General features: G+C 66.6%; 20 protein-coding genes, 1 tRNA gene and 1 pseudogene. 14 read left to right on the top strand and 8 right to left on the bottom strand.

Annotation, left to right across the window (positions count from 1 at the left end; genetic code table 11):
* Together A5779_RS07405 and A5779_RS07400 are read right to left on the bottom strand one after the other, a co-directional pair.
* On the bottom strand, positions 1–588 hold a 588-nt coding region (locus A5779_RS07405; protein WP_131811600.1), incomplete at its 3' end, for a class I adenylate-forming enzyme family protein.
* 57 nt (positions 589–645) lie between these two features.
* Positions 646–1,428 carry a FadR/GntR family transcriptional regulator gene (locus tag A5779_RS07400; RefSeq protein ID WP_064880438.1) on the bottom strand — a complete coding sequence of 261 codons (783 nt, stop codon included), beginning with the start codon at positions 1,426–1,428 and terminating at the stop codon, positions 646–648.
* Between the two features lie 83 nt (positions 1,429–1,511).
* Between A5779_RS07400 and A5779_RS07395 the strand changes: the two genes are divergently transcribed.
* The gene (locus tag A5779_RS07395) at positions 1,512–2,345 is read left to right on the top strand and encodes an MBL fold metallo-hydrolase (protein ID WP_064880436.1); all 834 of its coding nucleotides are present in this window, start codon (positions 1,512–1,514) and stop codon (positions 2,343–2,345) included.
* 10 nt (positions 2,346–2,355) lie between these two features.
* Here the strand turns inward: A5779_RS07395 and A5779_RS07390 are convergent, their stop codons facing one another.
* Together A5779_RS07390 and A5779_RS07385 are read right to left on the bottom strand one after the other, a co-directional pair.
* Positions 2,356–2,844, bottom strand: a complete 489-nt coding sequence (locus A5779_RS07390) for a universal stress protein (protein WP_064880434.1) — start codon at positions 2,842–2,844, stop codon at positions 2,356–2,358.
* 200 nt (positions 2,845–3,044) lie between these two features.
* Positions 3,045–3,120, bottom strand: a tRNA-Arg gene (locus A5779_RS07385).
* 100 nt (positions 3,121–3,220) lie between these two features.
* On the opposite strand from A5779_RS07385, the gene A5779_RS07380 reads away from it, so the two are divergent.
* The 10 genes from A5779_RS07380 (at position 3,221) to A5779_RS07335 (ending at position 19,787) form a co-directional block, all read left to right on the top strand.
* Positions 3,221–3,676 (top strand): group I intron-associated PD-(D/E)XK endonuclease, encoded by a 456-nt coding sequence (locus A5779_RS07380; RefSeq protein ID WP_064880432.1) that lies wholly within the window; start codon positions 3,221–3,223, stop codon positions 3,674–3,676.
* Positions 3,677–3,785: 109 nt separating this feature from the next.
* The gene (locus A5779_RS07375; protein WP_064880430.1) at positions 3,786–5,255 is read left to right on the top strand and encodes a wax ester/triacylglycerol synthase family O-acyltransferase; all 1,470 of its coding nucleotides are present in this window, start codon (positions 3,786–3,788) and stop codon (positions 5,253–5,255) included.
* 41 nt (positions 5,256–5,296) lie between these two features.
* Positions 5,297–6,913: an HAD-IB family hydrolase/lysophospholipid acyltransferase family protein gene (locus A5779_RS07370; protein WP_064880428.1), complete on the top strand. Its 1,617-nt coding sequence runs from the start codon at positions 5,297–5,299 to the stop codon at positions 6,911–6,913.
* Positions 6,910–9,285, top strand: a complete 2,376-nt coding sequence (locus A5779_RS07365) for a glycerol-3-phosphate 1-O-acyltransferase (protein WP_064880426.1) — start codon at positions 6,910–6,912, stop codon at positions 9,283–9,285. The genes A5779_RS07370 and A5779_RS07365 overlap by 4 nt, the downstream gene beginning before the upstream one ends.
* Positions 9,286–9,349: 64 nt before the next feature.
* On the top strand, positions 9,350–11,386 hold the full coding sequence (locus A5779_RS07360; RefSeq protein WP_064880424.1) for a bifunctional copper resistance protein CopD/cytochrome c oxidase assembly protein: 2,037 nt from the start codon (positions 9,350–9,352) through the stop codon (positions 11,384–11,386).
* A 165-nt stretch (positions 11,387–11,551) separates the two neighbouring features.
* Complete coding sequence (locus A5779_RS07355) at positions 11,552–12,001, top strand: single-stranded DNA-binding protein (RefSeq protein ID WP_064880422.1); 450 nt, start codon at positions 11,552–11,554, stop codon at positions 11,999–12,001.
* 110 nt (positions 12,002–12,111) lie between these two features.
* On the top strand, positions 12,112–13,785 hold the full coding sequence (gene ettA / locus A5779_RS07350; protein WP_064880420.1) for an energy-dependent translational throttle protein EttA: 1,674 nt from the start codon (positions 12,112–12,114) through the stop codon (positions 13,783–13,785).
* Between the two features lie 100 nt (positions 13,786–13,885).
* A complete protein-coding gene (locus tag A5779_RS07345; RefSeq protein WP_064880417.1) occupies positions 13,886–18,727 on the top strand; it encodes an NAD-glutamate dehydrogenase in 4,842 nt (1,613 codons plus the stop codon).
* Positions 18,724–19,131 (top strand): acyl-CoA thioesterase, encoded by a 408-nt coding sequence (locus tag A5779_RS07340; protein ID WP_082449025.1) that lies wholly within the window; start codon positions 18,724–18,726, stop codon positions 19,129–19,131. The genes A5779_RS07345 and A5779_RS07340 overlap by 4 nt, the downstream gene beginning before the upstream one ends.
* Complete coding sequence (locus A5779_RS07335; protein WP_064880416.1) at positions 19,128–19,787, top strand: DUF8185 domain-containing protein; 660 nt, start codon at positions 19,128–19,130, stop codon at positions 19,785–19,787. The genes A5779_RS07340 and A5779_RS07335 overlap by 4 nt, the downstream gene beginning before the upstream one ends.
* 7 nt (positions 19,788–19,794) lie before the next feature.
* Here the strand turns inward: A5779_RS07335 and A5779_RS07330 are convergent, their stop codons facing one another.
* From A5779_RS07330 to A5779_RS07315, 4 genes are all read right to left on the bottom strand, one after another.
* Positions 19,795–20,265: an AbfB domain-containing protein gene (locus tag A5779_RS07330; protein WP_064880414.1), complete on the bottom strand. Its 471-nt coding sequence runs from the start codon at positions 20,263–20,265 to the stop codon at positions 19,795–19,797.
* 56 nt (positions 20,266–20,321) lie between these two features.
* A complete protein-coding gene (locus A5779_RS07325) occupies positions 20,322–20,666 on the bottom strand; it encodes a hypothetical protein (protein WP_064880412.1) in 345 nt (114 codons plus the stop codon).
* A gap of 98 nt (positions 20,667–20,764) precedes the next feature.
* Positions 20,765–22,315, bottom strand: a complete 1,551-nt coding sequence (locus tag A5779_RS07320) for a glycoside hydrolase family 13 protein (RefSeq protein WP_064880410.1) — start codon at positions 22,313–22,315, stop codon at positions 20,765–20,767.
* A gap of 1 nt (position 22,316) precedes the next feature.
* Positions 22,317–22,721, bottom strand: a complete 405-nt coding sequence (locus A5779_RS07315) for a globin (protein WP_064880407.1) — start codon at positions 22,719–22,721, stop codon at positions 22,317–22,319.
* A gap of 144 nt (positions 22,722–22,865) precedes the next feature.
* Here A5779_RS07315 and A5779_RS07310 point away from each other — a divergent pair, with 144 nt between their 5' ends.
* The 3 genes and pseudogenes from A5779_RS07310 to A5779_RS07300 form a co-directional block, all read left to right on the top strand.
* Positions 22,866–23,510, top strand: a complete 645-nt coding sequence (locus A5779_RS07310; RefSeq protein ID WP_064880405.1) for an HNH endonuclease — start codon at positions 22,866–22,868, stop codon at positions 23,508–23,510.
* 59 nt (positions 23,511–23,569) lie between these two features.
* Positions 23,570–23,803 (top strand): aa3-type cytochrome oxidase subunit CtaJ, encoded by a 234-nt coding sequence (gene ctaJ / locus A5779_RS07305; RefSeq protein ID WP_055115662.1) that lies wholly within the window; start codon positions 23,570–23,572, stop codon positions 23,801–23,803.
* Positions 23,790–23,897: pseudogene (locus A5779_RS07300) on the top strand (DUF5130 domain-containing protein); the annotation flags it as partial. The gene ctaJ and the pseudogene A5779_RS07300, both read left to right, overlap by 14 nt.

Genomic DNA, 23,897 nt, shown 5'->3' with positions numbered 1-23,897 from the left:
GTTCTGGGTGTGCACAACGCATTTGGGTAGGCCCGTGGTGCCCGAGGTGGAGTTGATCAGGAATACGTCGTCGGCGCCGACACCCGCGGCCGGTGGTCGAGGTGCGGTATCGGTGTCGAGGGACAAACCGTCCAACACCAGCGCGCTGATCTCATCGGTCAATCCGGACACGGTGGTTTGCGCCGACGCGTGCCGCGCCGCGTCACTGATCAGCAGACGCGGCTCGGTGGTCCGCAGGATCTGGGTGGCCTCGCGGGTCCCGGCGCGGGCGCCGATCCCGACCACGACGGCGCCGCACCGTTCGATCGCCACGAACAACACATGGATGGCCGCGGTGTCGCCGTGCCAGACCGCGACGCGATCACCGAGCGTGACGCCAAGGCCGGCCAGCTGGGCAGCTAGTAGCGATGCGGCACGGTCGAATTCGCGCCAGGTGAACGTGGTGTTGGGGTAGTCGACATAGGCCGGCTTGTCGGGTTGGGCGAGGGCGTGTTCGCGCACGGTCTGCGAGAGTGTGCGGTCCGACCACCAACCGGCCGTGCGGTAGTGGGCTGCGTCGGCAGCATGGGCGGCGTCGCCAGCCTTCATCACCAAATCATATGAAAATAAGACCCTCTGTCAACGGTCGCATCGAGGCGCCCCCGTTCACGGTCGCCGTGGGCTCGACTGTGCCCAGCTGCGCACCATCGTCGGGTCGACGATGCCGTCGACGCCGGGGTACTGCTGGGCACTGACCAGATGCGCCGCGGCAAGATCGCGCGCCCGTTGTGCGTCGCCTACATCGATAGCGTCGATCACCTGCCGGTGATCTTCCAGGACCGCTCTGCGTTCCTCGATCGGGACCGTCGAGTGATCCGTCACCTGGGCCGACCAGTTTTGCTCGTGGGCGGACCACAATGCCTCAAGCGCGCCGGCGAGGATGATCATCGTCTCGTTGCCGCAGTGGCGCACCAGCGCCTCGTGATACCGCCGACTCGCCGAGGTGGCCTGCAGCAGATCCGATACGGATCTGACCGATTCTTCGTGTAGCTCACGGAGAATGGGGACGACGGTGCGTTTGCGGTCGGCACGTTGGGCGCAGAGTGCGGCGCAGGCCGGCTCGACCTGCAACAGCGCGGTACCGACGTCGGCGAGTCCGACCTGTCCGGCGCCCAGCACCAGTCCCATGGTGTAGGCGAGGTTTGCGGAATCGGGTCGGTGAACCACTGCGCCGCCGAGCTTGCCGCGTCGTACCGTCAGCAGCCCCTCGGCCTCGAGGATGCGCATCGCCTCGCGCAGGGACGGCTTGCTGACCGGGTACTCGACAAGAAGTTCGTCCTCCTTGGGCAGGATGCTGCCGTCGGCGAGTTCCCCGGTGAGGATCTGGCGCCGCAACTGGTCGGCGACCTGTTCGGCGAGTCGCTGGAACCGGACGTTTGGCTGCGCCACGCATCCGAGTGTGCCAGATGGCCGACGGTTCAGGAGGTCACGCCGAGCCTTGTATCCAAATGATTTGTCTCATACGGTGAGCCATGCAGAAGTGGACCATCGGCACGCTGACAGTTCATTCCGTCCTGGAGACGGTGGTGCCGACCCGGCCTGACCGGGTGTTTCGCGGGCTGCCGTCGGAGCTTCCGCGCTGGTTGTATCCGCACTACGTCGATGACGCCGGCAATCTGCTGGTGGCCATCCAGTCGTTCTTCATCGAATCCGGTGATGATCTCGTCGTGGTCGACTGCTGCTTCGGCGAAGGGCACGACCTGCCGTACCAAATCCCCATGGACCCCGACCAGTACCGACAGTCGCTGGCCGCAGCAGGATTCACCCCCGACGACGTGACCACCGTCGTCTGCACCCATCTGCACCTCGACCATGCAGGACGCCACACGACCCGGCACGACGGCGCCTGGATCCCCACCTATCCGAACGCGACCTACCTCCTCACCGCCGACGAGTACACGTCGTGGCGCCATTCCTCGGCGCCGAACCGCGCGGCCGACGAGACCGTCGAACCGCTTGTCGCACACGATGTTCTGCGGCTCACCGAGATGGACCACGCGATCACCGACGAGATCCGGCTGATCGCGACGCCCGGTCACACCCCGGGGCACACCGCGGTGCGGCTCGAGTCCGGCGGCGAGGTGGCGGTGATCAGCGGGGATGTCATTCACCATCCACTGCAGATCACCCATCCGGACGTACAGGCGCTGCCCGACGACGATCCGGACGCGGCTGCGGTGACCCGCGCCCGGCTGTTGCGGAGCGTCGCCGACGAACAGGCTCTGCTGCTCGGCACCCACTTCGCCGCCCCGACCGCAGGCACCGTCGTCGCCGATGACGACCAGCTGATGTGGGTGGCGATGTAGGCGACGCGTCCTAGGTCGCGGTGTGGACGATGAGGATGTCGATCTTCACTCGACGGGCGATGGTCGCGGGCACCGAACCCAACAGGCGCCCGGCGACCGAGTCCAGCCCGATGTCACCGACGACGATCAGATCCGCGTCGACCTCTTTGGCGAGTTTCACCAGGGCATCGACCGGGGCACCTTCGACCGCCCGCTCGACGATATCCCCGGCACCGGCGGCCTTCGCCCGGTCGCGCGCCACCTGGAGGATCTCGTAGACCGGGGCAGCGCCGTGCATCCGGTAGCCCTCGCTCTTGAGGCTGTCTTCCGCACGGGTATCGACCACATGATCGGGCGACGGTGGTCGCGACCAGCCGCCCTTTTCGGCCACGGGTTGATGAGCGCTCGCGATGATCAGTTTCGCGTTCTCCTGCGCGGCGATCTCGGCGGCGCGGTGGACCGCGCGTAGCGACGAGTCGGAGCCGTCGGTCCCGACAACGATCGTCCGATAGGTGCTCATGTTGTCTCCGAACTTCGGCTAGCGGTGCGATCAGGACAGTAATGCACGTCAATCTTCCACTGGTGGAGATTGGGCTTCGCGCCGCGTGTGATTCAGGCTCACCCGTTGTATTGAGCGAGCACTCGACCGACATTGCGTTGTCGGATGTGCGAGGTACCGTGCGCTCAAGAACGAGAAGCACACGTCAAACGAATGCGGCATGGCACCCCCGACAGGATTCGAACCTGCAACCGACCGGGTAGAAACCGGATGCGCTATCCGTTGCGCCACGGGGGCAAGTCGGACCACCACAATTTACACCGCGTGCGTGTCGTTACCGAAACGGATATGCAGCACGTGGGCTGCTCGAACCGCATCTGATGAAACGAGCGAGTCAGTGGGTCGGCATCACACCAAAGACAAAGGCGACCTCGGCGTCGCCAAAGCGCATGCCGACCTGGTCGGCAAGGGTTTTTACGTGCTGTTCCCCGCTACCGAGCATGCGCCGTTCGACCTTGTGGCGTACGCGGCGGGCACCTTCCACCGCATTCAGGTGAAGTACCGGTCGGCACGAGCGGGAGCGGTCAGACTCAACTTCCGGTCCACCTGGGCCGATCGCCACGGCGCGCACAGCACGCCCATCGACAAGGACGCGATCGACGTCATCTGCATCTACTGCCCGGACACCGACGAGTGCTATTACATCCGGCCCGCCGATCACGGCGTCTCCGTCAATCTCCGGATCACGCCGACCAAGAACGGTCAGCAGAAACGGATTTTGTCGGCCGCCTCTTTTCGCGACCTACCGGACAGACACCTACCGCCGATCGACGAAACCCGTACCTCGGCGTGAAGGGGCGGTGACGCGCGACGGACGCCCGGCAAAGTTCTCCGCGGCTACCGGTGGCGGACTAGCGTGGACGCTGCACTGGCGGCCATGGGGAGGGGAGAGGGACCACGCGATGAGCGACGTGCCGGAGTTGGACGCGGCGGGACTGCCCGAAGAACTGAGCGCAGTCGATCAGCTGTTGCATCGGGGAGAGGCAAACCCGCGCACCCGGTCCGGGATCCTCGGCGTCGAGATCCTCGACACCACACCGGATTGGGACCGATTCCGGGCCCGTCTCGATCACGCGTCGCGCAAGGTTCTGCGGCTGCGCCAGAAGGTCGTCATGCCCACCCTGCCGACGGCAGCTCCGCGTTGGGTCGTCGACCCCGACTTCAATCTCGACTACCACGTGCGACGGGTGCGGGTTCCTGCGCCCGGCACGTTGCGCGACGTGTTCGATCTGGCCGAGGTCGCGCTGCAGTCGCCGATGGACATCAACCGGCCGTTGTGGAACGCCACCTTGGTCGAGGGGCTGGCCGACGGCCGGGCGGCGACCATTCTCCATCTGAGCCACGCGGTCTCCGACGGCGTCGGGATGGTCGAGATGTTCGCCAACATCTACGACCTCGAGCGTGATCCCGAACCGGCCGCCGCTGCACCGTTACCCATCCCGCAGGACCTCTCGCCCAACGACCTGATGCGGGAGGGCATCAACCGGCTCCCCGGATCGATTGCCGGCGGCGTGCTGGGTGCGCTCGGACAGGCGGCCCGGACGGTGACCAAGGTGGTGCGCGACCCTGTGTCGGCGGTCAGCGGGGTGGTCGACTACGCGATGTCCGGTGCCCGGGTGATGGGTCCGGCTGCGCACCCCTCGCCGCTGCTGCGCCGCCGGAGCCTGTCCTCGCGCACGGAGGCGATCGACATTCCGTTCTCCGACCTGCACCGGGCAGCCAAGGCCGCCGGCGGTTCGATCAACGATGCGTACCTGGCCGGGCTGTGCGGCGCCCTGCGGCTCTACCACGAAGCCAAAGGCATCTCGATCGAGACGTTGCCCATGGCCGTGCCGGTCAACCTGCGCTCACAGGACGACCCGGCCGGCGGCAACCGCTTCGCCGGGATCAACCTCGCCGCGCCCGTCGGAATCGTCGACCCGGAGACCCGGATCAAGGCCGTCCGGTCGCAGATGACGAGCAAGCGCGAGGAACGCGCCATCGACGTGGTCGGCTCGATCGCGCCCGTGCTGAGCCTGCTGCCAGATGCCGTACTGGAGACGGTGGCCGGTTCGGTGGTGAACTCCGATGTGCAGGCCAGCAATGTCCCGGTCTGGCCGGGGGACACCTTCATCGCCGGGGCAAAGATATTGCGCCACTACGGAATAGGTCCGTTGCCCGGCGTCGCGATGATGGTGGTGTTGATCTCGAGATCGGGATACATCACGGTCACCACCCGGTACGACCGCGCCGCCATCACCGACGATCAGCTGTTCGCCCGGTGTCTGCTCGCGGGATTCGACGAGGTGCTGGCGCTCGGTGGCGACGGCCGCGCGGAGCCGGCCTCGTTCAGCGATGACACTTCGGCGACGAACGGGAGTGCTGCACAGTGACTTCGAAAGACCCGTCCCCGAAACCCCGCGCCACCAGGCAGATGCGGCTGCCCGGCACCCTGGCAGAGATCGAGGGCAGCCCCGAGGGCCCGGAGATCGGCGCGTTCTTCGACCTGGACGGGACCCTGGTGGCCGGCTTCACCGGAGTGATCATGACCCGGGACCGGTTGCGTCGCGGTCAGATGGGTGTCGGCGAGTTCATCGGGATGGTGCAGGCCGGGCTCAACCACCAGTTGGGGCGTTCGGAGTTCGAGGACTTGATCGGTAAGGGCGCCCGGATGCTGCGGGGCAACTCGCTCAGCGATCTCGACGAGCTCGGCGAGCGGTTGTTCGTCCAGCATGTGCAGGGACGCATGTACCCGGAGATGCGGGCCATGGTGCGTGCGCACATGGCCCGCGGCCACACCGTGGTGCTGAGTTCCTCGGCGCTGACGGTTCAAGTCGAGCCGGTAGCCCGCTTTCTCGGCATCGACAACGTGCTGTGCAACAAGTTCGAGACGGACGAGGACGGCCTGATCACCGGCGAAGTCGAGAGACCGGTCATCTGGGGTGCCGGCAAAGCCCGTGCGGTGCAGAACTTCTCGTCCGCCAACGGGGTGGACCTGGCCAAAAGTTACTTCTACGCCGACGGCGACGAGGACGTCGCCCTGATGTATCTGGTGGGCCATCCGCGGCCGACGAATCCGGCAGGCAAGCTGGCCGCCGTCGCCGCCAAGCGTGGCTGGCCGGTGCTGAAGTTCAGCAGCCGCAGCGGCAGCAGCCCGGTCTCGCAACTGCGTACGCTGGCCAGTCTGGCCACCATCCCGACCGTCGCCGCCGGCGCGATCGGCCTCGGGTTGTTGACTCGCAACAAGCGCACCGGGGTCAACTTCTTCACCTCGAACTGGAGCAAGCTGCTCATGCTCACGACGGGCATCGAGCTCAACGTCCTCGGCGAGGAGAATCTGACCGCGCAACGCCCCGCGGTCTTCATCTTCAATCACCGCAATCAGGCCGACCCGATGATCGCGGGCCGGCTGGTCGGGGTCGACTTCACCGGCGTCGGGAAGAAGGAGCTGGAGCGCAACCCGCTGATGGGTCCGCTCGGGAAGGTCATGGATGCGGCATTCATCGACCGCGATGACCCGGAGAAGGCCGTCGAAAGCCTGCACCGCGTGGAAGAGCTTGCCCGCAAGGGTCTGTCGATCCTGATCGCCCCCGAGGGCACCCGGCTGGACACCACCGAGGTGGGACCGTTCAAGAAGGGGCCGTTCCGCATCGCCATGGCCGCAGGTGTGCCGATCGTGCCGATCGTGATCCGCAACGCCGAGGTGATCGCGGCCCGCGATTCCAGCACGTTCAACCCGGGCAAGGTGGACATCGCGGTGTATCCACCGATTTCGGTGGACGACTGGACCGTCGAGAACATCTCCGACCGCATCGCCGAGGTCCGCCAGATCTATCTCGACACCCTGAGATCCTGGCCGGAGGACGAGTTGCCCACCTTCGACATCTACACCCGCGCGCCGGCGGAGCAGGCCGCTCCGCGCCGGGCGGCCAAGAAGGCACCCGCCAAGAAGGCTCCCGCGAAGAAAGCCCCGGCGAAAAAGGCTGCCCCCGAACCGGATACCGCACCCTCCGGCTCATCCTCGCGGTCGACCCCCAAGGGCCGACCGTGACCACAGGTATCGACGATTACCCCAGCTTCAGCACCACCGACGACGCGCTGGTGCTCGCATCGGCCTCGTCACCGGCCGAGCTCGAGCTGCTCAACGACTGGCTCAAGACGCAGCGGCGTGAACATCCCGACACGACCGTCGAGGTACTGCAGCTGCCGGCCACCGACGAACCCGCCCCCGGGGCGGTGGCCCGGTTGGTCGAGGAACTGGAATCGGACGAGGACCGGCTGGTCGTTCCGGTCCGGGTGTTCTGGGTGCCCGGCGGGTTACCCACCCGGTTGAAAGTGGTGGGGTTGATCTCCGGCCGCGACACCTACCGGCCGCCGGAGATCCTGCAGCGACGCATCCTGCGCAAGGACCCGTCGCGCGCCCGGATCGTCGCCGGTGAACCGGCCAAGGTATCGGAACTGCGTAAGCAGTGGAGTGAGACCACGGTCGCGGAAAACCCCAGGGAATTCGCCCGATTCGTCCTTCGGCGGGCGGTACTGGCCATCGAGCGGGTGGAGCTTCGGCTGCTGGGCCCCGAGTACAAGTCGCCGCGGCTGGTCAAGCCGGAGATGCTGGACTCGGCACGATTCCGCCAAGGCCTGGAGCAGATTCCGGGGGCGACGGTGGAGAAGGCCGGGGAGATGCTCGACGAGCTCTCCACGGGGTGGAGCCGGTTCTCGGTGGACCTGATCCCCACAATGGGCCGGGCCATCTTCAGTCGTGGCTTCGATCCGCGTATCGACTACGACCGCTCCGAGATCGAGTCGATGCGCCTTGCCCTGGAACAGCATCCGGCGGTGTTGCTGTTCTCCCACCGGTCGTATCTCGACGGGGTCATCGTCCCGGTGGCCATGCAGGAGAACCGACTTCCCCCGGTGTACACGTTCGCCGGGATAAACCTCTCGTTCGGCCTGATGGGTCCGTTGTTCCGGCATTCCGGTGTCATCTTCCTGCGCCGCAAGCTTGACGACCCGCTGTACAAGTACGTGCTGCGGCAGTACGTCGGCTACATCGTGGAGAAGCGGTTCAACCTGAACTGGTCCATCGAGGGCACCCGGTCCCGGACCGGAAAGATGTTGCCGCCCAAGCTCGGGTTGCTCGCCTACGTCGCCAACGCATATCTCGACGGCCGCAGTGAGGACATCCTGCTGCAGCCGGTGTCGATCAGCTTCGACCAGCTGCACGAGACCGCCGAGTACGCCGCGTACGCCCGGGGTGGCGAGAAGACCCCGGAGGGTCTGAGCTGGCTGTACAACTTCATCAAGGCGCAGGGCGAACGCAACTACGGCAAGATCTATGTCCGCTTCCCAGAAGCGGTTTCGATGCGCGAACATCTCGGTGAGCCGAACGGTGAGATGGCCCACGACGAGGCAGCCAAACGCCTGGCGATGCAGAAGATGGCCTTCGAGGTGGCCTGGCGGATCCTGCGGGTCACCCCGGTCAACGCGACCAACCTGGTCTCGGCGTTGCTGCTGGGCGCCCGTGGCGTCGCCCTGACGCTCGATCAACTGCACCACACTCTGCAGGACTCGCTGGACTACCTGGAGCGTAAGAACACCCCGATGACCAACAGTGCGCTGCGGCTACGGACCGCCGAGGGCGTGCGTTCGGCCGTCGATGCGCTCTCCGGCGGGCACCCGGTGACGCTGGTGGACAGCGGGCGCGAGCCCGTGTGGCGGATCGCCCCCGAGGACGAACTGGAGGCGGCGTTCTACCGCAATTCCCTGATCCACGCCTTCCAGGAGACTTCGATCGTGGAGCTGGCCCTGGCGTATTCCGCCCGTGCGGCGACCGATCCGCTGCAGGCGTTCTGGGACCAGGTGATGCGGCTGCGTGACCTGCTCAAGTTCGATTTCTACTTCGCCGATTCGGCGGCCTTCCGCGACAACGTCGCCGAGGAGCTGTCGTGGTACGACCGCACGCCCGAAGGGCAGGCGGCCGGAGGCTGGGAAGCGAAGGTCTCCGCCGGGGGCGACGAGATCTATCAGATGTTGCGCAGCAAGCGACCGCTGTTGGTGGGCGCGATGCTCCGTCCGTTCTTCGAGGCCTACGGGATCGTCGCCGACGTGCTGCGCGACGCACCGGCCGAGATCAGTGAGCGAGATCTGACCAAGCGGGCGCTGGGCGTGGGACGGCAGTACGTCGCCCAGGGCCGGGTGGGCAGCAACGAGTCCGTGTCGGCGTTGCTGTTCGCCACGGCGCGACAGGTGGCAGCCGATCAGAACCTGCTGGTCAGCGGTCCGGATCTGCAAGAGCGTCGCAACGCTTTCCGCGATGAACTGCGCGGGATCGTCGCCGATATGGACAAGGTCGACGAGATCGCACGCGAGCAGTTCTACTACCGGGACAAGCAGCGCCGCGCCGAGTGGGACTCGTCGGACTAGCCGCCGGACTCACCTTTCGTCTGGCAGCCGGGATGTGGTGGCGCCCACGCCATACCCTTGGACCATGACTTCTGCCGGCCAGGTGACCGCGTCCAGCGTGCGCAGCAGCGTGGTGTGGCCTGTGCTGGTCGGCGTGGGGCTGCTGGCGGGGGCAGTGGCCGCAGGTATCGGGGCGTTGTCGTTGGCCGACGCGCTGACCGCCACCGGTCTGCCCGACCCCGGCCCCGTGACCACCTACGGCCTGCCGTTCGTCCGGGCCGCCGGCGAGATCGCCGCCGTCGTCGCAGTCGGGTCCTTCCTGTTCGCCGCGTTCCTGGTGCCTCCCCAGCCCAACGGCGTGCTCGACGTGGCCGGATACCGGGCACTGCGGCTCGGTACGGCCGCCTCGGGTGTGTGGACGGTGTGCGCCGCGCTGCTGGTCCCGCTGACGATCTCCGACGTGTCCGGCCAGCCGCTGCTCGATCATCTCGGCCCGGTGGACGTGTGGTCGGCTGCGAGCCTGGTCGAGGTCTCGGCGGCCTGGCGCTGGACGGCGATCCTGGCCGCCGGTGTCACCATCGCGAGCCTGCCGGTGCTCCGGTGGGGGTGGACGCCGGTGCTGCTGGCCGGATCACTGCTCACACTGATGCCGCTGGTCCTGACCGGACACTCGTCGGCCGGTGGAGCTCACGATCTGGCCACCAACAGCCTCTTCATCCATCTGGTGGCGGCGGCGCTGTGGGCCGGCGGACTGCTGGCGTTGTTGGCTCACGCCATCCGGGCCGGGGGCGGGGCCGCCTCTGACGGCGCCAACACCGCCCTGGCCGCGCGGCGCTTCTCGGCACTGGCGCTGTGGTGTTTCGTCGCGATGGCCATCAGCGGGGTGCTCAACGCCCTGGTGCGGATCCAGCTTCCCGATCTGGTGCGCACGAACTACGGCTGGCTGCTGGTCGGCAAGGTCATCGCGCTGAGCCTGCTCGGTGTGCTGGGTTGGCGACAGCGCCGGGTCAGCCTGACCGCCCTGGCCACCGATCCCGGCGCACGCACACCGTTGATCCGGTTGGCGCTGACCGAGGCTGCGCTGTTCGGCGTCACGTTCGGTATCGCCGTCGGCCTGGGCCGTACCCCACCGCCGCCGGAACCGCGGATCCCCAGCCCCACCGAGGTCGCGATCGGATACGACTTCGCCGGGCCGCCGACGGTCGCCCGGGTGTTGTTCGACTGGCGGTTCGACCTGCTGTTCGGGACCGCGGCGATCATCGCTGCGGCGGCGTACCTGGCCGCGGTGTACCGGCTGCGGAGACGCGGTGACGCCTGGCCGGTGGGCCGCACGTTCGCCTGGCTGCTGGGCTGTGCGGCGCTGCTGTTCACCACCTCGTCGGGGCTCGGCCGTTACATGCCGGCGATGTTCAGCATGCACATGATCGCCCACATGCTGCTGTCGATGCTGGTGCCCGTGCTGCTGGTGCTCGGCGCCCCGGTGACCCTGGCGCTGCGGGCGCTACCTGCGGTGGGCCGAGGATCGCCGCCAGGCCCGCGGGAATGGCTGCTCGCGGCGCTGCATTCCAGGGTGTCGCAGTTCCTGACCCAGCCCATCGTCGCGACCGTGCTGTTCGTAGCGGGGTTCTACGGTCTGTACTTCGGCGGCATCTTCGACGCCGCGGTCAGCAACCATGCCGCGCACATCCTGATGAACGTGCACTTCCTGCTGTCGGGCTACCTCTTCTACTGGGTGGTCATCGGCGTAGACCCAACCCCGAGGCCGGTCCCGCACCTGGTCAAGATCGGGATGGTGTTCGCCTCGCTGCCGCTGCACGCCTTCTTCGGTGTGGTGATGATGGGCATGCAGACCGTGCTGGGCGAAAGCTTCTACCGGTCACTGCAGTTGCCGTGGCATACCGACCTGATCGGAGACCAGCACCTCGGCGGCGGCATCGCCTGGGCGGCCGGGGAAGTCCCGCTGGTGATCGTGATGTTGGCGCTGCTGATCCAGTGGCGGCGCAGCGATCAACGCACCGCCAAGCGGTTGGACCGGGCCGCGGATCGCGATGACGACGCCGATCTGGCGGCCTACAACGCGATGCTCGCCGAGATGGCGCGTCGCGACCACCCTTCCGGATAGGACTTTCGGGGATTCATCCCCAGCCTGCGTTTCATCCCCAGCCGACGGCGTCGTCGGGTCGACATACCGGCCGCGCGTCGGGGTTCCGGCGGTCAATGGCTGCGTAAGGCGGCCGCGCTGCTTCGGTGTCGGCCATCGGAATGGATGAAGCGAAAGGAATCAGAAATGTTCGAGACCCCGTTCACGATCGTGGGCAACATCATCACCGACCCGGTCCGGCGACGATTCGGCGATCAGGAGCTGTACAAGTTCCGGGTGGCCAGCAATTCGCGGCGCCGTACGCCTGAGGGCAACTGGGAGCACGGCAACTCGCTCTACGTCACGGTCAACTGCTGGGGAAATCTCGCCACCGGTACCAGCGCCTCTCTGATGAAGGGCGACGCAGTGATCGTGGTGGGGCATGTCCACACCGACGAGTACGAGGACAAAGAGGGTGTCCGCAGGTCGTCGGTCGAGGTGCGCGCCACCGCGGTCGGGCCCGACCTGTCCCGCTGCACCGCCAGGGTCGCGCCCCTGCCCAAACCTGCGGCCGGCCCGGCGCCCGAGCCCGAATCCGTCGACTCCCACGACGCGGAAACCGAGCCCGACGAGGGTGAGCTGCCACTGTCGGCTTAGCGGGTTTCGGGCGCGCATAGGATGGGCGCGAGTGAGTTGGGCTTGACGCAACCTTTCGCGCGAGCGCCCATCCGATATCCCCGAAGAGTTTCAGAAAGGCACATCACGGCATGGCCGAATTCATCTACACGATGCGCAAGGTTCGCAAGGCGCACGGCGACAAGGTCATCCTTGACGACGTCAGCCTGAACTTCCTGCCCGGCGCGAAGATCGGCGTCGTCGGTCCCAACGGGGCTGGTAAGTCGAGTGTGCTGAAGATCATGGCCGGCATCGACCATGCCAACAACGGCGACGCGCTGCTCGCACCCGGCGCCTCCGTCGGCATCCTGATGCAGGAGCCGCAGCTCGACGAGACCAAGACCGTTCGCGAGAACGTCGAGGCCGGTGTGGCCATCAAGGGCAAGCTCAACCGGTACAACGAGGTCGCCGAGTTGATGGCCACCGACTACTCCGATGAGCTCATGGAGGAAATGGGCCATCTGCAGGAAGAACTGGACGCGGCCGACGCGTGGGACATCGACTCCCAGCTCGAGCAGGCCATGGACGCGCTGCGCTGCCCGCCGCCGGACGAGCCGGTCACCCACCTCTCGGGTGGTGAGCGTCGCCGCGTGGCCCTGTGCAAGCTGCTGCTGTCCAAGCCTGACCTGCTGCTGCTCGACGAGCCCACCAACCACCTCGACGCCGAGAGCGTGCTGTGGCTGGAGCAGCACCTGGCCAGCTACAAGGGCGCCATCCTGGCCGTCACCCACGACCGGTACTTCCTGGACAACGTCGCCGAGTGGATCCTCGAACTCGACCGTGGCCGCGCGTACCCGTACGAGGGCAACTATTCGACCTACCTGGAGAAGAAGGCCGAGCGCCTCGAAGTCCAGGGCAAGAAGGACCAGAAGCTGCAGAAGCGGCTCAAGGACGAGCTGGCCTGGGTCCGCTCGGGGGCCAAGGCCCGGCAGGCCAAGAACAAGGCCCGCCTCGGCCGCTACGAGGAGATGGTCGCCGAAGCCGAGAAGACCCGGAAGCTCGACTTCGAGGAGATCCAGATCCCGACCCCGCCGCGGCTGGGCAACGTGGTCGTCGAGGTCGAGCACCTCGACAAGGGTTTCGAAGGCCGCACGCTGATCAAGGACCTCTCCTTCACGCTGCCGCGCAACGGTATCGTCGGCGTCATCGGCCCCAACGGCGTCGGCAAGACGACACTGTTCAAGACCATCGTCGGGCTGGAACAGCCCGACAGCGGCACCGTCAAGGTCGGCGACACGGTCAAGCTGTCCTATGTCGACCAGAGCCGTGCCGGCATCGACCCCAAGAAGACGGTCTGGGAGGTCGTCTCCGACAAGCTCGACTACATCGAGGTCGGCCAGAACGAGATCCCGTCGCGGGCCTACGTGTCCGCGTTCGGGTTCAAGGGGCCGGATCAGCAGAAGCCGGCGGGCGTGCTGTCCGGCGGTGAGCGCAACCGGCTCAACCTCGCCCTGACCCTCAAGGAGGGCGGCAACCTGATCCTGCTCGACGAGCCGACCAACGACCTCGACGTCGAGACGCTGTCCTCACTGGAGAACGCGCTGGAGCAGTTCCCGGGCTGCGCCGTGGTGATCAGCCACGACCGCTGGTTCCTGGATCGCACCTGCACGCACATCCTGGCGTGGGAGGGCGACGACGACAACGAGGCCAAGTGGTTCTGGTTCGAGGGCAACTTCGGTGCCTACGAAGAGAACAAGATCCAACGTCTCGGTGCCGAAGCGGCACGTCCGCACCGGGTGACCCACCGGAGACTGACCCGGGACTGACCCGTGACGGGATAAACAGCGCAGCGGGCTCGGTGGCGCCACTAATGTCGCAGCTATGCACCAATGCCGGTGCGTGGGCGTGAGTTAGGGAGTGATCCGTATGACGGCCGAACCGGGAGCTCTTCGGGGACAGGGAATTAGCGACCGGGATCGCTCACAGGCGCCGCCTGAGGTGATCCACCGGCTCGCGAAAGCCTTCCTGTCCACTTATCGGGCTCCGCAGGCCGGCGCGCCGGGAGTGGCCGCCACCGGCCCTCAGGCCGCGGTGGCCGAGCGCCTCGTTTCCGATGCCACGGTGGCCGCCCACTACGCGTTGGGCGGTCAGCGGGCGCCGGGGGAGACCAAGGTCCTGGTCTACCCGGGAGACAGCGACTCCGGTCCGGCCCTGCAGATCGTCACCGAGCAGGCGGCGATGCTGGTCGATTCGGTGACGGTGTTGTTGCACCGGCACGGCATCGCGTATCCGGCCATCATGAACCCGGTCTTCCGGGTGCACCGCGACGCGGACGGGGTACTGCAGGATTTCCAGCCCGCTGCCGAGGCCACCGGCGTCGACGGCGTCGACGAGTGCTGGATCCTGGTGCCGGTCCACGGCGCGGCTGACGGTCCGGCACTGACCGAAGTGGTCGGCCTGGTACCGGATGTCCTGGCCCAGGCGCGACAGATCGGCCTGGACGCCGCTGCCATGGGCGCCGCGCTGCATGCCCTGGCCAACGACGTCGCCACCGATGTCGAGGGCCGGTTTCCCAACACCGACCGCAGGGACGTCGCCGCGCTGTTGCGCTGGCTCTCCGACGGGCATTTCGTGCTGCTGGGTTATCAGCAGTGCGCGATCGACGACGGGCAGGCCACGGTCGATCCGTCGAGTCGCCTCGGCGTGCTCAAGCTGCGCGAGGATGTGCTGCCGCCGCTGACCGCCTCCGACGATCTGATGGTGCTGGCTCAGGCCACCATGCCGAGCTATGTGCGCTATGGCGCCAACCCGTACATCGTCGTGGTCCGCGACAGCGGCGAGCAGGTCATCGAGCACCGGTTTGTCGGCCTGTTCACCGTGGCCGCGATGAACGCCAACGTGCTGGAGATCCCGTTGATCTCGCGGCGTGTCGAAGAGGCGTTGGCCATGGCCCGGCGCGACCCCAGCCACCCGGCGCAGCTGCTGCGTGACATTGTCCAGACCATCCCGCGCCCCGAACTGTTCGCGTTGAGTTCCAAACAGCTGTTGGACATGGCGCTGACCGTGGTGGACCTCGGGTCGCGCCGCCGTACCCTGCTGTTTCTGCGCGCGGATCAGTTGGCGCACTTCGTATCCTGCCTGGTGTACCTGCCCCGCGACCGCTACACCACCGCGGTGCGGCTGGAGATGCAGGACATCCTCGTGCGCGAACTCGGCGGGGAGAGCATCGACTACTCGGCCAGGGTTAGTGAATCACCTTGGGCAGTAGTCCATTTCATCGTGCGCCTGCCCGATGGTGCGGTCTCGCACGCCGTGGACACCTCCACGGAGAACGAGAACCGGATCCAGAATCTGCTGACCGAGGCCACTCGCAACTGGGGTGACCGCATGACCAGTGCGGCAGCAAACGCGGAGCTCACCCCGGCAGCCGTCGAGCACTATGCCTCGGCCTTTCCGGAGGACTACAAGCAAGCCGTGGCTCCGGCGGATGCCATCGCCGACATTGCGATCATCGAAGCGCTGCAGGACAATTCAGTAAAGCTGGTGTTCAGGGAAGGTCAGGACGACGGCCTCGCCCAACTCACCTGGTACCTGGGCGGCCAGTCGGCGTCGTTGAGCGAACTCCTGCCGATGCTGCAGTCGATGGGCGTGGTGGTGCTCGAAGAACGCCCCTACACGGTGACCCGGGCCGACGGCCTGCCGGTCTGGATCTACCAGTTCAAGGTCGTCCGCCAGCGCAGCATCCCCGACGCGCCCGACGCGGCGTCGCGGGAGGCCACCGCCCAACGGTTCGCCGACGCGGTGACCGCGATCTGGCACGGATGGGTCGAAGTCGACCGGTTCAACGAACTGGTGTTGCGCGCGGGCCTGACCTGGCAGCAGGTCGTGATCCTGCGCGCCTACGCGAAATACCTGCGGCAGGCCGGTTTCCCGTACAGCCAGTCGCACATCGAATCGGTGGTCAACGAGAATCCGCACACCACACAGTCGCTGCTGCAGCTGTTCGAGGCGCTGTTCGACCCGTCCGAGGACACCTCGGGAACCCGCGACGCACAGGGAGCCGCCGCGGCAGTGGCCGAAGACATCGATGCCCTGGTGAGTCTGGACACCGACCGGGTACTGCGTGCCTTCGCGACCCTCATCCAGGCCACGCTGCGCACCAACTATTTTGTGCAGGACCCGAAGTCAGCGCGGCAACGCGGGGTCGTGGCGATGAAGCTCAACCCCGGCCTGATCAACGAACTGCCGCTGCCACGGCCCAAGTTCGAGATCTTCGTCTACTCGCCCCGGGTGGAGGGCGTGCACCTGCGGTTCGGGTTCGTGGCACGCGGCGGGTTGCGCTGGTCGGACCGTCGCGAAGACTTCCGCACCGAGATCCTCGGCCTGGTCAAGGCACAGGCCGTGAAGAACGCCGTCATCGTGCCGGTCGGCGCCAAGGGCGGGTTCGTGGTCAAACGGCCGCCCGAGCCGACCGGCGACGCCGCCGTCGACCGCGAAGCCACCCGCGCCGAAGGCGTTGCCTGCTACCAACTGTTCATCTCGGGGCTGCTCGACGTGACAGACAACGTCGACAAGGGAACCGGCGCCGTCGTCACCCCACCGCAGGTGGTGCGCCGCGACGGGGAGGACGCCTATCTGGTGGTGGCGGCCGACAAGGGCACGGCCACCTTCTCCGACATCGCCAACGAAGTCGCCAAGTCCTACGGGTTCTGGCTGGGTGACGCGTTCGCCTCCGGCGGGTCCATCGGCTACGACCACAAGGCCATGGGCATCACCGCCAAGGGCGCCTGGGAGTCGGTGAAACGGCACTTCCGCGAGATGGGGGTGGACACCCAGAGCCAGGACTTCACCGTCGTCGGCGTCGGCGACATGAGCGGCGATGTGTTCGGCAACGGCATGCTGCTCTCGAAGCACATCCGGCTGATCGCGGCCTTCGACCACCGGCACATCTTCGTCGATCCCAACCCTGAGGCCGCCGCATCCTGGGTGGAACGCAAGCGCCTGTTCGAACTGCCGCGATCCAGCTGGGAAGACTACGACGCCACGCTGATCAGCGAGGGCGGCGGTGTCTACAGCCGTCAGCAGAAGTCCATCCCGATCAGCCCGCAGGCCCGGGCGGCACTCGGGATCGACGACGACATCGAGGAACTCACGCCGCCTGCGCTGATGAAGTCCATCCTCAAGGCTCCGGTGGACCTGCTGTGGAACGGCGGCATCGGCACGTATGTGAAAGCCGAGACCGAGGCCGACGTCGGTGATCGTGCCAATGACCAGATCCGGGTGTGCGGTAACGAGGTGCGCGCCAAGGTGATCGGCGAGGGCGGCAACCTCGGCGTGACATCGCTGGGGCGGATCGAATTCGATCTGGCCGGCGGACGGATCAACACCGATGCGTTGGACAACTCCGCGGGCGTCGACTGCTCGGACCACGAGGTCAACATCAAGATCCTGATCGACTCACTGGTGACCGCCGAGAAGGTCAGTGGGCAGGAACGAACGGGTCTGTTGCTGTCGATGACCGACGAGGTCGGCGCGCTGGTGCTGACCGACAACAAGCACCAGAACGATCTGATGGGCACCAGCCGGGCCAACGCCGCGAGCATGCTTTCGGTGCACGCCCGGATGATCAAGGAGTTCGTGGCCAACCGCGGGCTCAACCGCGAGCTGGAGGCGTTGCCCTCGGAGAAGGAGATCCGACGCCGAGCCGACGCCGGAATCGGTTTGACCTCACCGGAATTGGCCACGCTGATGGCGCACGTCAAGCTCGAGCTCAAAGCCGACGTGCTGGCCAGTGATCTGCCCGATCAGGAGGTGTTCGCCGCCCGGCTGCCACAGTACTTCCCGGAGAAGCTGCGCGAACAGTTCCCCGGCGAGATCCGGTCGCACCAGCTGCGCCGGGAGATCACCACCACCATGCTGGTCAACGATCTCGTCGACACGAGCGGGATCAGCTACGCCTACCGAATCACCGAGGACGTCGGCGTCGGTCCGGTCGACGCGGTGCGCAGCTATGTCGCCACCGACGCCATCTTCGGGATCGGCAACGTGTGGCGCCAGATCCAGGCTGCCGGAGAAGCCGGGGTGCCGGTGTCCGTCACCGACCGGATGACCCTGGATCTGCGCCGCCTGGTCGACCGGGCCGGGCGCTGGCTGCTGAACTACCGGCCGCAGCCGTTGGCCGTCGGCGCCGAGATCAACCGGTTCGCCGCGAAGGTGGCCGCTCTGCGTCCCGACATGGCGCAGTGGCTGCGCGGGGATGACAAGGCGATCGTGGCCAAAGAAGCCGGCGAGTTCGCCGCACAGGGCGTGCCCAACGACTTGGCCTATGCGGTGGCGACCGGGCTCTACCAGTACAGCCTGCTCGACGTGATCGACATCTCCGACATCGTGGACCGTGAGCCCACCGAAGTGGCCGACACCTACTTCGCGTTGATGGACCACCTCAGCTCCGACGGGCTGCTCACTGCGGTCTCCCGGCTGAGCCGCGACGATCGCTGGCATTCGTTGGCGCGGCTGGCTATTCGTGACGACATCTACGGTTCACTGCGGGCCCTGTGCTTCGATGTGCTCGCCGTCGGCGAACCCAACGAGACCGGTGAGGAGAAGATCGCCGAGTGGGAGCTGACCAACAGCTCCCGGGTGACCCGCGCTCGTCGCACGCTGGCCGAGATATACGAAGATGGTGAGCAGGACCTGGCGACGCTGTCTGTGGCGGCGCGGCAGATCCGCAGCATGACACGAACGAGTGGAACGGGAACGACTGCGTGAGTTTTACAACGCCGGTGCACGTGCGCTGGTCGGACATCGACATGTACCAGCACATCAATCACGCCACGATGGTGACGCTGCTCGAAGAGGCCCGGATTCCGTTTCTGCGTGAACCGTTCGGCGCCACGATCGAGACCATCGGCCTGCTGATCGCCGACGTCAGCATCGCCTATAAGGGCCAGTTGCGGCTCGTGGACTCACCCCTGCAGGTGACCATGTGGTCCAAACGGGTGCGGGCCGTGGATTTCACCATCGGCTACGAGGTGCGCTCGCTGCACGCCGCCCCTGACTCCAAGCCGTCGGTGATCGGCGAGACCCAGCTGGCCGCGGTGCACATCGCCGAGCAACGGTTGGAGCGCCTGACGCCCGAGCAGCGCAGCTATCTGGAGAGCCACCTGCGATGACCGCACCCGAGCGCGGTCTGTGGATCGACGATCCGCGTGACCGTGAGGATCTCGCGACGTTCCTCGACCGTGCCCTGCGGTTGGACGATGCCGCGGTGGTCCGGTTGCGGGAGCGATCCGGTACCCATGCGGCCGTGGCCTGGGTGGCCACCGGGTTGGAGGTGCTGGCCAGCCGGGTGGTGACCGGTCAGGTGCGGCCGTCGGATCTGTCCGCGGGAGCCGACGCTCTGGTGGCCGGGTTATCCTCTGCCGCAGACGGATACGTCGACCCAGGCTTCCCGATGGACTCGGCCTGGCGCGGTGGTCTGCCGCCCGAGGACGGATTCGTCCACCTCGACGACGTCCCGGCACGGGTGATGCTCGACCTGGCTCAGCAAGGTGGTGCGCTGGCCCGCGAACACGGCAGTGCACACGGGCCGCCGGCGTCCCTGATGGACCAGGAGGTCATCGCGGTCAGCTCCGGTGACGAGGCTGTCGGAGTGCCCATGCGATGTGTATTCGCATTGACCGCCATGGGTTTTCTGCCGCAGACCGGCAACGAGGTGAGCGAAGAGGAGATCGTCCGGGTCCGCGCACACCCGTCGTGGCTGCGCATCGACGCCCGGTTCGGTTCGGTGTACCGCCGCCGCGAGAGTGCCGCCCTGATCCTGGGCTGAGCGCGCCCTAGGGGTTGGCCGGTTGCAACGGTGCCGCGGGCCGGAACGTCGCGGCCTGCAGTTCGGCCGGGGTGTTGACAGGTGTCGCGAACAGCTGGAAGTTCTGGTGCCGGATGTACAGGTCCGGGAACTTCACCGACCGGAACGAGAACTGATTGGGATCGATGACGCCCTTCTCCAGCACAAAGGTCGAATCCTCCCGGACCTCTGCCGCGACGTCAGGGTCGATGATGCCGTCGAAGTACTTGCCGTGAATGCGGTAGTCGTCGAACGTCGCGATCTGCAGGACGAAGCCGAGAGGTGCGGCGGCCCGGCGTAGTTGGCCGGTTTCGCCGATGCGCAGATGGGGCCCGGTCCATTCGAAGGTCGCGTCGCCGCGGTCGGTGTCGGTCTCTATCTTGGCGATATCGGCGAGCCCGCTCCGTTCGACGATGTAGAAGTCAGGAAGATTGTTGGAATACAGCGAGAGTAAAGGCATGATGAATCCTTCTGTCGTACTTGTGTTTTGATTCTGATCCGGTCGTGGACCGGACGTCAGATCACCTTGTAGGTGAGGGAGTACACGGATCCGGCGCCGGCGATTCGCTGAGTGCGCTCGCCCCGGCCCAGCTCGGCGGCGGTGATCCTCGCCGCCCCGATTCTGCGGTCGTCCGGTCCGGTCTCATCCACCTCGAACAGTTCGATGTCGATGGGAGCCTGGGATCTGTTGAATGGCAGCAGGCGGTCATCGTCGAACGAATAGACGTCACCGGGCCTCATCCGGAGCCGTTCGAAGATGACGCCGTCGGCCCTGCTGACTTGAATTTCGTCGGCGCCGTCGTGGTCCCGCACCGTGTTCGCCTGCAGCCACAGCATTTTGGCGTAGTTGGCATCGCCCATGTCGTCCTCCGGTGATATCGAGTTCGGTTCGGTGACTGTCTCGATACTGCGATGACGACGTGGCGCTGCACATGAGTAGTTCGCTACTCGACTTTCGGTCAGCTCCCGGAAATCCAGACGGCGGCGTCGGGCGGCAGGCTGCCGGCGATCAACTCTGCGCTGCTCAGCAGAACTTCACCAGGTGGCAATGGCGCCGCAGCGGTGCCCGTGTTGAGCACGCATGTCAAGCCACCTTCGCGCCGCAATGTCAGCAGGCCATCGGCGGTAGTCAGCCCGATTCCGTCGGTGAATTCCGCACGGCTGGAACGTAATTGGATGGCCTGCCGGTAGAACTCCAGCGTCGACGCCGGATCGGCCTGCTGGCACTCCACCGTCAACGGTGTCCACTCGTCAGGCATCGGCAGCCAGGTGTCGGCGCTGGAGGAGAACCCGAACGGCGGTGTGTCACCCGACCACGGCATCGGCACCCGGCACCCGTCACGTCCCCGTTCGGTGTGACCGGAGCGCTCCCACACCGGATCCTGGAGCACGTCATCGGGCAGATCGACATTGGGCAGCCCGAGTTCCTCGCCGTTGTAGACGAACACCGCGCCCGGCAGGGCCAGCATCACCAGGGCCATCGCCCGGGCCCGCGCCAACCCGCGGGCACCGCCGCCGTATCGGGTGACCTCGCGTTCGACGTCGTGGTTGGACAGTGTCCACGTCGGTGTCGCCCCGGCGAGGTTGGCCGCTGCCATCGCGTTGTCGATCGCATCGTGAACGTCGCGGGCGTCGAAATCGGCTTGCACCAGACGGAAATTGAAGCCCAGGTGCAACTCATCGGGACGCAGATACCTGGCGAAGCGTTCGTTGCCGTGCACCCACACCTCGCCGATGGCCACGGCGTCGGGATAGTCGTCCAACACCGTGCGGATGAACCGGTGGATGTCATGCACGCTGTCGTTGTCGAATCGCGGGTCGTCCTCACTGTTGCGTAGTAGCGCTGTGTCGGTGACCGCCATGTCGGGCAGTTCGGGTGGTTTGGCCATGCCGTGGGCCACATCGATGCGGAACCCGTCGACTCCGCGGTCGAGCCAGAACCGCAGTGTCTTCTCCAGATCCTCGAACACCTCGGGGTGGTTCCAGTTCAGGTCGGGCTGGGCCGGATCGAACAGGTGCAGATACCACTGACCCGGTGTGCCGTCGGGCTCGGTGACGCGGGTCCAGGCCGGCCCGCCGAACACCGACACCCAGTTGTTGGGCGGTGCGTCACCACGGAGCCCGCGGCCGTCGCGGAAGATGTAGCGGTCACGCCGCCGCGGATCCGCCAGCGCCTCGACGAACCACGGGTGCGCCGAGCTGGTGTGGTTGGGCACCAGGTCCATGGTGACCCGGATGCCGCGGCCGTGAGCGGCATCGAGCAGGCGGTCCAAAGCATCGAGACCACCGAACAGGGGGTCGACATCGCGCGGGTCGGCGACGTCGTAGCCATGGTCGGCCATCGGCGAGACCATGACCGGGTTGAGCCACAGGGCGTCGACGCCGAGTGCCGCGAGGTAATCGAGCCCGGCGCTCACCCCGTCGAGATCACCGACCCCGTCGCCATTGCTGTCGGCGAACGAGCGGGGATAGACCTGGTAGAAAACCGCGTCCGCCCACCACCGGCGCATGTCAGAACGCCGAATTGACCATCGAGTCAGCGGCCATGTTCAGGTAGTCCAGCAGCGCGCGGCGGTGCGGTTCGTCGAGTGTCTGCGAATCGATCGAGGCCACCGCGGTGTGCATGCAGCGCAGCCAGGCGTCCCGCTCGAGGTACCCGATCCGGAACGGGGCGTGCCGCATCCGAAGCCGGGGGTGGCCGCGCTGGTCGGAGTACGTCCGGGGCCCGCCCCAGTACTGCTCAAGGAACATCCGCAGCCGCTCCTCGGCGCCGTCGATGTCGTCCTCGGGATACAACGGCAGCAGGATCTCGTCCTCGCGCACCAGTTGGTAGAACCGCGACACGATCGCTGCGAATGTCTCGTGGCCCCCGACTTCGTCGTAGAAAGATCGCTGCACAGCCGTCACGTCACTCATTGTGGTCCATTGTGACCCGAGAGGCCGTCGGGGCCGGTCACGGAGGTCTGGTCACCTCATGTTCATTGGACTGACCTGCGAACACCCGAAGAATTTTCGTGCGTATTGCCGGGATCCGTGGTGGACTGTCTCCTCGGAGGCTCCATGGCGCACAGCAAAAAAGGCCATATACGACGGACCGGCCACATTCCCGGCCCATCGGGACCCCATGTGCCCAACCGCCCCCTCCACAGCGTCGAGGTCCTTCCCTCCGCCGCGCCCGATGCGTCCCTGTGGGGCCGCCGCCGCGTCCTGCTCCTCAACTCCACCTATGAACCGCTGACCGCACTGCCACTGCGGCGTGCGGTGATCATGGTGATGTGCGGCAAAGCCGATGTCGTACACGACGACCCGGCGGGGCCCGTCATCCACTCGGCAACCCGCACCATCGTGGTGCCCTCGGTGATCCGCCTGCGCACCTTCGTCCGGGTGCCCTACCGGGCCCGCGTCCCGATGACCCGCGCGGCGCTGATGCACCGCGATCGCTTCCGCTGCGCGTACTGCGGTGGCCGGGCCGACACGGTCGACCACGTGATCCCGCGTAGTCGCGGTGGCGAGCACTCCTGGGAGAACTGCGTGGCGGCCTGCGGGCCGTGCAACCACCGCAAGGCCGACCGGCTGCTGGCCGAACTGGGCTGGTCACTGCGGTGTGCGCCGATGCCGCCGAAGGGGCAGCACTGGCGGTTGCTGTCGACGATCAAGGAGCTGGACCCGGCCTGGGTGCGCTATCTCGGCGAGGGCGCGGCATGATGCCCGACTTGCTGGGCACACTCGGCGCGCCGGCGCATCGCGGCTGATACGGTTTGCGCGTGAGCACAGCACTTACCCATTCCCTCCTCGGAGGGGTTCCGCTGTTGTTGTTCGTGGTCCTGGCGTTGATCTTCATGACCCGCAAGGGACCGCACCCGGCTACCTACAAGATGTCCGAGCCGTGGACCCACGAGCCCATCCTGTGGGCTGCCGAGGAGCCACAGGATCACGGGCACGGCGGGCATGATTCACACGGCGTGACGATCGGAGGCGGCGCAAGTGGCAAGTGGTGAACTGGCGACTGCCACGCAGGACCTGGACCTGCCCTACGGCTACGCCCTGACCTACAGCGGTCGGATCTCGGGAGTCACCGAGCCCGGTGAGCTG

This window comes from Mycolicibacterium peregrinum (genome assembly GCF_001665625.1).
Lineage (GTDB): Bacteria > Actinomycetota > Actinomycetes > Mycobacteriales > Mycobacteriaceae > Mycobacterium > Mycobacterium peregrinum_B.
Note: the sequence above shows the minus strand (reverse complement) of the source record. Positions and strands in the feature narration are given on the sequence as shown.